Genomic DNA, 7,068 nt, shown 5'->3' on the forward strand with positions numbered 1-7,068 from the left:
GTTTTTTGCGAAGAAACTGGATATAAATTTACGGCAATTAATCGCCTTGATATTTGTATAGACAAACAAGATAATAATCACTCTTATCGCTCAATCTATGACAATATTATAAACGGCTCTTTTCTTATTTCGGGTCGTCCAAAAAACTTGCAATCCTACTTTGAGACATTTAAAGGTAAATCGGTACTTAACGGTTTTCAAATAGGCAAGCGAACAAGCGATAAAATTGTACGTGTTTATAATAAAACCCTATCTCTTCAACTCACGGAAAAACCATACATAAATGATTTTTATACTTCAAATGGTTTTAAAAATGAAAATATTTGGCGATTTGAATACCAATTAAATTCTGCGTTTTTCAGGAATTTAAAAGAGTTTTCAAAAACAAAAGATGAGGTTCAGCAGGATATGACTTGGGGTATTTTTAATATTTCTATATTGTTTGAACTTTTAAAAATTGCTACAAAAGGTTTTTTTGAACTTCACGAAAATACAGGTAAAAGTCAAATTAATAAAGAAAAGAAAATAGAATTGTTTGATTTCGATAAAATGCGTGAAGCGATTACAAAGCAAGTTCCAGTTATTAAGAAACTAAAGAAAGCCTTTATTTCTACAACTACTATAAAAAAAAGACTTTCAAAGTCTTTGTTTCGTGAATATTACGCAAACGAGCAAGATATAAGTTATATAATCGCTTTAAATCTACTCTTGGAAGATATTGACTTGATAACAGAAAAGAAGTTAAAATTATGGTTTCAAAATAAAATGAATTTCTACTTACACGAATTTCGACTAAAAGAAAAGATTGTTAAACAATTTGACAAAAATCTATTTAACGAACATCAATTATTATTTTTATGAGCCTAAAAAAACAAAATACAAGCCAAAAAGTCAGTAAAACGGAGTTAATGTATTTACTTTCAGTTAGTTATAATACTGCTCGAAAAGAGTATCAAACTATTTTAGATTCCTTGCAAATAAAAAGGGATTATTTAACTATTTCCGATTTGATACAGTACGGTATTTTGTAAATCGGCTTAAAAATGATAGTTAAAAATCATCAAAATTCATCAAAATTCGTTAAAAATCATCAAAATTCATCACGCTGTATTTCATTCTTGACAAACCTTTGTACTCAACAAAGAAAATATTATTAATTAAAAAAAACAAAAATGAAAATTATTTCCTTGACGGGTGTTTTAAAGTCCGCTGAATTAACAGTAACGAAAGCAATTTCGGGACTTATTTTTGCAACAAATTTAAAGTTGTCTGAATTACTAAACGAAAAAATTTCGGTATACATCGAACGAGCTAACGGTAATAACGTTATTTTAGTGAACAAAGTAAATTTTAAAGACTTTCTTTTAGCTTCAACTTATGGAAGCGAAGCTATTCAGTCTGATGCTAATTTTGGGTGTATAGCTTTGTGTGAATTAGGTCATTTAGCTGGAATTCATTTAGCTGAAAAAGAATCTATTAAAATTCAATTAGATGATTTGAGGGCTGTAAATACATATGAATTATACGGAATTGAAGACCCTTTTCAAACTAACGAATTGTATCATTTTGAGCAAAAAAGCGTTGCAATTGAGGAGGTTAATAAAAAAGTTGATGTAAAAGGTTTTGACTTGGCTATTATGACAATGGATGCGTCTATTACTGATGTTTCATACACATTCGAAAATGGTCAAGTTGTTAAATATTTGCCTTTTGAACTTCAATCCCTTTCTACAGACATAGACCCGATTCAGTCTATAAATGTAGATGGAACAGTTTCACAACGTTTGGGGGGTCGTCTTGCACTTCCATTGCTTCACGTCGATTTTATCGAAATCAACAAGGCTCAGGGTTCAATTATTAACTTCGTTGTTCGAACGATTAAAAATGTAGAGTAATGGGATTTTTTAAAGGTATAGGAAATAAATTAAAACGAGTTGTTTCTATTAAAAATCTTACACGTGCTGTAACTGGTAATTTTTCTGCAATAGGTGCTGATGCTTTAAGAATTGCCAAGTCTAAAGATCCAAACGCTACCAAGAACTCCCCTGCTACTGTTGAAATTGCACAACATTACGAAATTCCTAGTTATGCCAATGATGTTTTAGATAGCGTTGGTAAAGCGGCTTCTGATAAAATTTCAAAAGTTCTTTCTGATTCTAAATTTGTAAAAGATAATTCAGATAGTGTAAACAAGTTTGTTTTTAAAGTTTGGTGGGATACAAATTGGTCTAAATACAAAAATTGGATTATAGGTTTTTTCGTCTCCTTGATTCTTTTCATTGTCGGTTGGAAGTTGCTTAAAAAAGGAAAGGGTGTAGTGCGTGGAAAACGAACACGATAAAAAAAGTAAAATTTCAAACTGTCGTAAATGGGTGTACTTGATAGTTTTCATCCTTGACAGTTTGGTATTGCTCTTAAAAAAATTCACGGATTTATTAATTAATATTAAAAATTTATTTCACTGATGGGATACAATTATAACAAAGGTAATTACGGTAATAATAACAATCGTGGTTATAACAACAATGCTCAGCATCAAAAAAAAGTAGTTAAGCATTCGGGTGCAAAAACAACTAAGTACTTCCCTACTACTGGTCCAAATAAAGGAATTGAACAACATTTGACTACTGGTTGGAAATTGGCAAATAGGGAACTTATTGCAATAAAATGTGTGACTACTCAAAAATCGAAACTATCTGACAAAGGGTGGTTAGGTTCAGTCGCTTGTACGTTGACAAATACTAAAACTGGCATTCAAGCATTCCATTGGGGAACTATGGAAGCTAAAACAGGTAAAGTTGTTATAGATGCTTTGGCAATGGTAGTAAATCCAAAAGCTAAAAATGGTGGCTACGCTGGGACTTTCATTAATAAATAATGAATAGATATTTAATTGCTTTGTTTGCGATTTTCGTGAACTTCGCTATAGTATTTATTTATTTAAAAACTGAAACAAAATGTTAAAATTTTTATTAAAATTTCTTCCTTTAATCATTCACGAGGGTGCGGATGCTTTGATGCAATTAATTGCAAAAAAACAAGCAGAAAAGGAAGCTAAAAAGAATCAATAAAATGAACAAATTAAAAGGAATAATTTCCATAATAGGAATCATCGTAAAATATTCGGCTGTTGTAATGGCTGTAATAAAAGGTATTGAAGTTATTTATGACGAACTTGAAAAAATTGATTTGTCTGATAAAAAAGATTTAAAAGATGGCAACTAGAGGCATAAGAAACAATAATCCGGGTAATTTAATTATTACTAACAATGCTTGGCAGGGAAAACTCCCGTTAAGTCAAAATACGGACAAACATTTTGAGCAATTTACATCGATGGAATATGGTATCAGGGCGATGCTTAAAGACTTGATTCACGATATTAATAAAGGGAAAAATACAGTTCGTAAATTAATTAGTGAGTATGCTCCGAGTTTTGAAAACAATACAGCTCAATACATAAAAGATGTTTCCCAGTCAATTGGTGTTTCTGCTGACACAAAAATAACGTCTATAAATGCAAGTTTCTTGATGTTGCTTTCAAGAGCTATCATAAAAAAAGAAAACGGCTCGGATGCTTCAAAAGTTTCTGATTCACAAATTAAAAAAGCTATTAAGATGCTTGGAAATGTATCGACCGAGGTTTTAAAGGTAGATACAAGTACAAAAACGCTTATTGTTATTCCTCTGATACTTTTTTTTTATACTGTGTTGGCTATTACACTGTAAAAAATAGCGAAAAAAGACGTTAATATTAATTAAAAAATTTAAATAAAATGTTACAAAAAATTAAAGATTTATATGCTGCGCATAGCCTTTATTTCAATATTGGCATAGTTGTTTTGGTAGTTTTTGCTATCTACAAATTTGTAAAAAAATAGTCAATGGCTACAGTTAGAAAAGCATCAGGAAACTCCGTAAAATCGGGGTTTCTTGATATAATAGAGAGATACTGGGTTGTAATGTTGGGGCTTGTTTTTGGAGTTCCCGTACTATTTAGGTATTTACGTGATTCACAAACAAAAGATACGGTAAACAATGCGGAAGAGGCGGTTAAAACTCAACAGGGTTTGACTACTGTTTTAAATAAAGATTATACAACACAATTAACAGGACTTTCAAAAATTACTACTTTATTGTATATTCAAACGGTTGCAAGGAATGTCTCTGTAATACTTATGACAGATAAACCAGATACGTGGACAAATTCCATAAATCCATTATATTGGTTTCCTGATTCAAATGATTTGTATCGAAATTTATCACAAATTAAGTCACAAAACGCATTAAATTTAACTGCAAAATGCTATCAGTTTTTAACAAATCGAAATTTATTAAATGATGTAAAAAGTAGAATGTCAAAGGATTTGTTATTAAAATTACCACTTTTTAAATAAAAAAAAATGAATAATCCAAACCAAAATAATTATGTTCAATATTTAACTACCAATGATTTAGTAAAAACTAAACCAGTTGTTTTTTTAGATAATGGTGTAAACACAACGTTTAAAGTAGAGGGTATAATTGAAGAATTTTTCATCCTTGCAGTTTTTCAAAACAATATACGCGTTTTGGGTGTTGGTTTTGATGATATAGAAAATAATGATATGTTAGGTTTTCTCAATTCTGAACTTTCTGACGTTTCTTTAATTCCTCGATATGCGTTTCTTCCGCCTGAACAAGTTGTAACAATGTCTTACAATAATGACTACTTGAAAGGACTTTTCAATAATGTTCCTGCGAAAGATAAAGTAAGTGTTTTTAGGTATCAATATGACCCTTTTAGATATTGGATTGACTTAAATGCTGGTAATTTAGAAATAGAGGGAATCTCTCTATGGAAAAATCAAGCCGATGCTTTTATAGTCAAAGAAGGTGTTTATACTGATGTAGATGGGTCCAGGAGTTATCAAAACGATGTTTTTGAAATAAAACCAAATATAGAAGCTAATTCTATTATTGCTGGTGATTATGTTAATACTTTCGTCAATTTTTTGGGCTTTACTTTGAAATTTCAATACGCTAATCTTATACCTGATGGTATGTATAATGTTGGTTCTAGTTTAGGTATTGATTTTCTTGTAGATACAAAGTATAATATATTTGATTTGGTACCTAAAAATGGTTCTTTAGATGTTGTTAATTTTATTGGTTGTATTGCTGGTACTTACTTTTGGGATGTCACTACGGAAAACAATGCTATTATAAGAGTTCAAGCAATATATAGAACCTCTATGAGTGTATTTGTATAATGGCTAACAATACTCCTACTCCATACAGTTGTTGGGTGTTTCATAAGGATAAAAAACAACATCCTATATCATATCAGTTTGTAAAATCAATTTATTGGCTTCATAAACTTTTAGAAAAAGAACAATATGATTATCATTATATAAATATTTACAATCGTAAAACTGGTATTTATCTTGGTCGTCAATATTATGATAGGTTTATAATTGACAAACCGCCTTATTGATTAGGGCGGTTTTTTCTTTAAAGGTTTATTATTAATTCTCTGTAGGAATTATTTATGTTTGAGAGTTAAATTTTTGGCACTATCTTTGAAAACTCGATTAATCATTATTAACTTATAAAAATTAAAATTTATGAAAAAAATTATTTTTGGTGTTTTTGTTGTTTTATCTTTTTTTCTTGTTGCTTTTATTGCTTATTCTTATGGCGTTTCTACTTTAGATTCTTCTCGTGAGGATTCTTTTGTTTCTGTTGATACTATTTCTGATTTTTCTATATTGGAAAAAAATAGGGTTAACTCTGAAATTACGGCGAAAAATAAAAATTATAGGAATAATTGGTTTAACTATATTTCTGTTGATGACAAGTTTTCTTATTATGGTATTGGTGGTATTGAGGATTTAAGAGTTATTGCGACAAATAAAACGGATTATTTAATTAATGAGGTTACTGTTAGGCTTTGTTATGTTATTGATAATGGAAGTTGTTATAAAAATGAAGATGTTACTGTTTATAATATTCCTCCGAATTCTTCTCGTTCTGTTGATGCTCCTTCTTCTAGTAGGGGTAAAAATGTTGGTTTAGAGATTATAGGTATTTATAGTGATAAAATGAATTTTCTTTTTACTCCAGATATTTTAACTTCGGGAATTGATGACCCTTATTTTAAAAAATAAAATTAATAAATGAACCCCAGTAAAAAGGGGTTTTTTTATTTCCAAAGCTTTGGCTGATTATTGTTCATAAAGTTGTTAACATCTTCTTGGACGTTTTAATTTTCATACTATAAATTATAGTTCATAATAATAATCTTTAAAATAGGATAAATATACTCCAGATAGTTGATTTATCCTATTTTAAAGAATAGTTTACTAGAATATAGAAAGCCTCAACATAAAATAAAATTATTTTTGCACTTCATCTTTCCATTGCATAATTTAATTTTGTTAAATTTACAATCGACCATACAATTACTATATGAACACAATTGCTGAACAAATTGCCGATTTTTTAAAGCAATATCCGCCGTTTGATAATTTAACTTTTCAAGAATTATCTGAAATTGCTACAAGCATTCGGGTTTTAAATTTAGAAAAGCATAAAACTTTATTTCAAATTAATGATGAATTGCACAACAGTTTTTATGTTGTTGCTTCGGGTGTTATAAATTTATCCGTAATTGCAGATGCTGAAGACACTATATTAAATAAATGTGTTGAAGGAGATGTTTTTGGTTTGCGCCCGTTTTTTGCCAAGAATAATTATTTGATGACTGCCAAAGCTCGTGAAGAAAGCATTATTTATGCAATTCCTATCACCGCTTTTCGTCCATTTGTAGCCAATAATTCTGAAGTATTAGATTATTTATTGCAAAGTTTTGCTTCCAACACAAGTAATCCAAGCGAAAGCGAAAATTTGCACGGAAAACTGATTTCCGACAATGTTTACTATTCTGACCAGCAATCAGAGATGCAATATTTTCAATCATTGTCTTATAATCCAACTCCTTTAAGGGCAACAAAATTGAGTATTGTTCAGGAAGTTGCTCAACTTATGACAAATTCGATTACCAATAGTGTTATTGTTTGCGAAAACAA

12 protein-coding genes are annotated in these 7,068 nt (G+C 29.7%); all 12 read left to right on the forward strand.

The genetic code is table 11. From position 1 onward, the window contains the following. Nucleotides 1-861: replication initiation factor domain-containing protein (locus tag PHC28_RS13315; protein WP_300101444.1), on the forward strand; the 861-nt coding region annotated here is incomplete at its 5' end. After that, nucleotides 858-1,031: a hypothetical protein gene (locus PHC28_RS13320; RefSeq protein WP_300101448.1), complete on the forward strand. Its 174-nt coding sequence runs from the start codon at nucleotides 858-860 to the stop codon at nucleotides 1,029-1,031. The genes PHC28_RS13315 and PHC28_RS13320, both read left to right, overlap by 4 nt. A gap of 141 nt (nucleotides 1,032-1,172) precedes the next feature. Continuing rightward, nucleotides 1,173-1,895, forward strand: coding sequence for a hypothetical protein (locus tag PHC28_RS13325; RefSeq protein ID WP_300101455.1), 723 nt, complete (start codon nucleotides 1,173-1,175; stop codon nucleotides 1,893-1,895). Next, complete coding sequence (locus tag PHC28_RS13330; RefSeq protein ID WP_300101458.1) at nucleotides 1,895-2,341, forward strand: hypothetical protein; 447 nt, start codon at nucleotides 1,895-1,897, stop codon at nucleotides 2,339-2,341. Before PHC28_RS13325 ends, PHC28_RS13330 begins: the two co-directional genes overlap by 1 nt. A gap of 123 nt (nucleotides 2,342-2,464) precedes the next feature. Continuing rightward, nucleotides 2,465-2,878 (forward strand): hypothetical protein, encoded by a 414-nt coding sequence (locus tag PHC28_RS13335; RefSeq protein ID WP_300101461.1) that lies wholly within the window; start codon nucleotides 2,465-2,467, stop codon nucleotides 2,876-2,878. Nucleotides 2,879-3,072: 194 nt separating this feature from the next. After that, nucleotides 3,073-3,225, forward strand: coding sequence for a hypothetical protein (locus PHC28_RS13340; RefSeq protein ID WP_300101464.1), 153 nt, complete (start codon nucleotides 3,073-3,075; stop codon nucleotides 3,223-3,225). Beyond that, nucleotides 3,215-3,727 carry a hypothetical protein gene (locus tag PHC28_RS13345; protein ID WP_300101466.1) on the forward strand — a complete coding sequence of 171 codons (513 nt, stop codon included), beginning with the start codon at nucleotides 3,215-3,217 and terminating at the stop codon, nucleotides 3,725-3,727. The genes PHC28_RS13340 and PHC28_RS13345 overlap by 11 nt, the downstream gene beginning before the upstream one ends. Nucleotides 3,728-3,882: 155 nt before the next feature. Then, nucleotides 3,883-4,395, forward strand: a complete 513-nt coding sequence (locus PHC28_RS13350) for a hypothetical protein (protein ID WP_300101468.1) — start codon at nucleotides 3,883-3,885, stop codon at nucleotides 4,393-4,395. A 6-nt stretch (nucleotides 4,396-4,401) separates the two neighbouring features. Further along, entirely contained in the window at nucleotides 4,402-5,250 is an 849-nt protein-coding gene (locus tag PHC28_RS13355) for a hypothetical protein (protein ID WP_300101471.1), read from the forward strand. Continuing rightward, nucleotides 5,250-5,474 (forward strand): hypothetical protein, encoded by a 225-nt coding sequence (locus PHC28_RS13360; RefSeq protein WP_300101473.1) that lies wholly within the window; start codon nucleotides 5,250-5,252, stop codon nucleotides 5,472-5,474. Before PHC28_RS13355 ends, PHC28_RS13360 begins: the two co-directional genes overlap by 1 nt. 130 nt (nucleotides 5,475-5,604) lie before the next feature. After that, nucleotides 5,605-6,147, forward strand: coding sequence for a hypothetical protein (locus tag PHC28_RS13365; protein WP_300101476.1), 543 nt, complete (start codon nucleotides 5,605-5,607; stop codon nucleotides 6,145-6,147). A gap of 301 nt (nucleotides 6,148-6,448) precedes the next feature. Further along, a partial coding sequence (locus tag PHC28_RS13370) for a cyclic nucleotide-binding domain-containing protein (protein ID WP_300101479.1) occupies nucleotides 6,449-7,068 on the forward strand: 620 nt, incomplete at its 3' end.

Source organism: Flavobacterium sp. (assembly GCF_028712645.1).
Lineage (GTDB): Bacteria > Bacteroidota > Bacteroidia > Flavobacteriales > Flavobacteriaceae > Flavobacterium.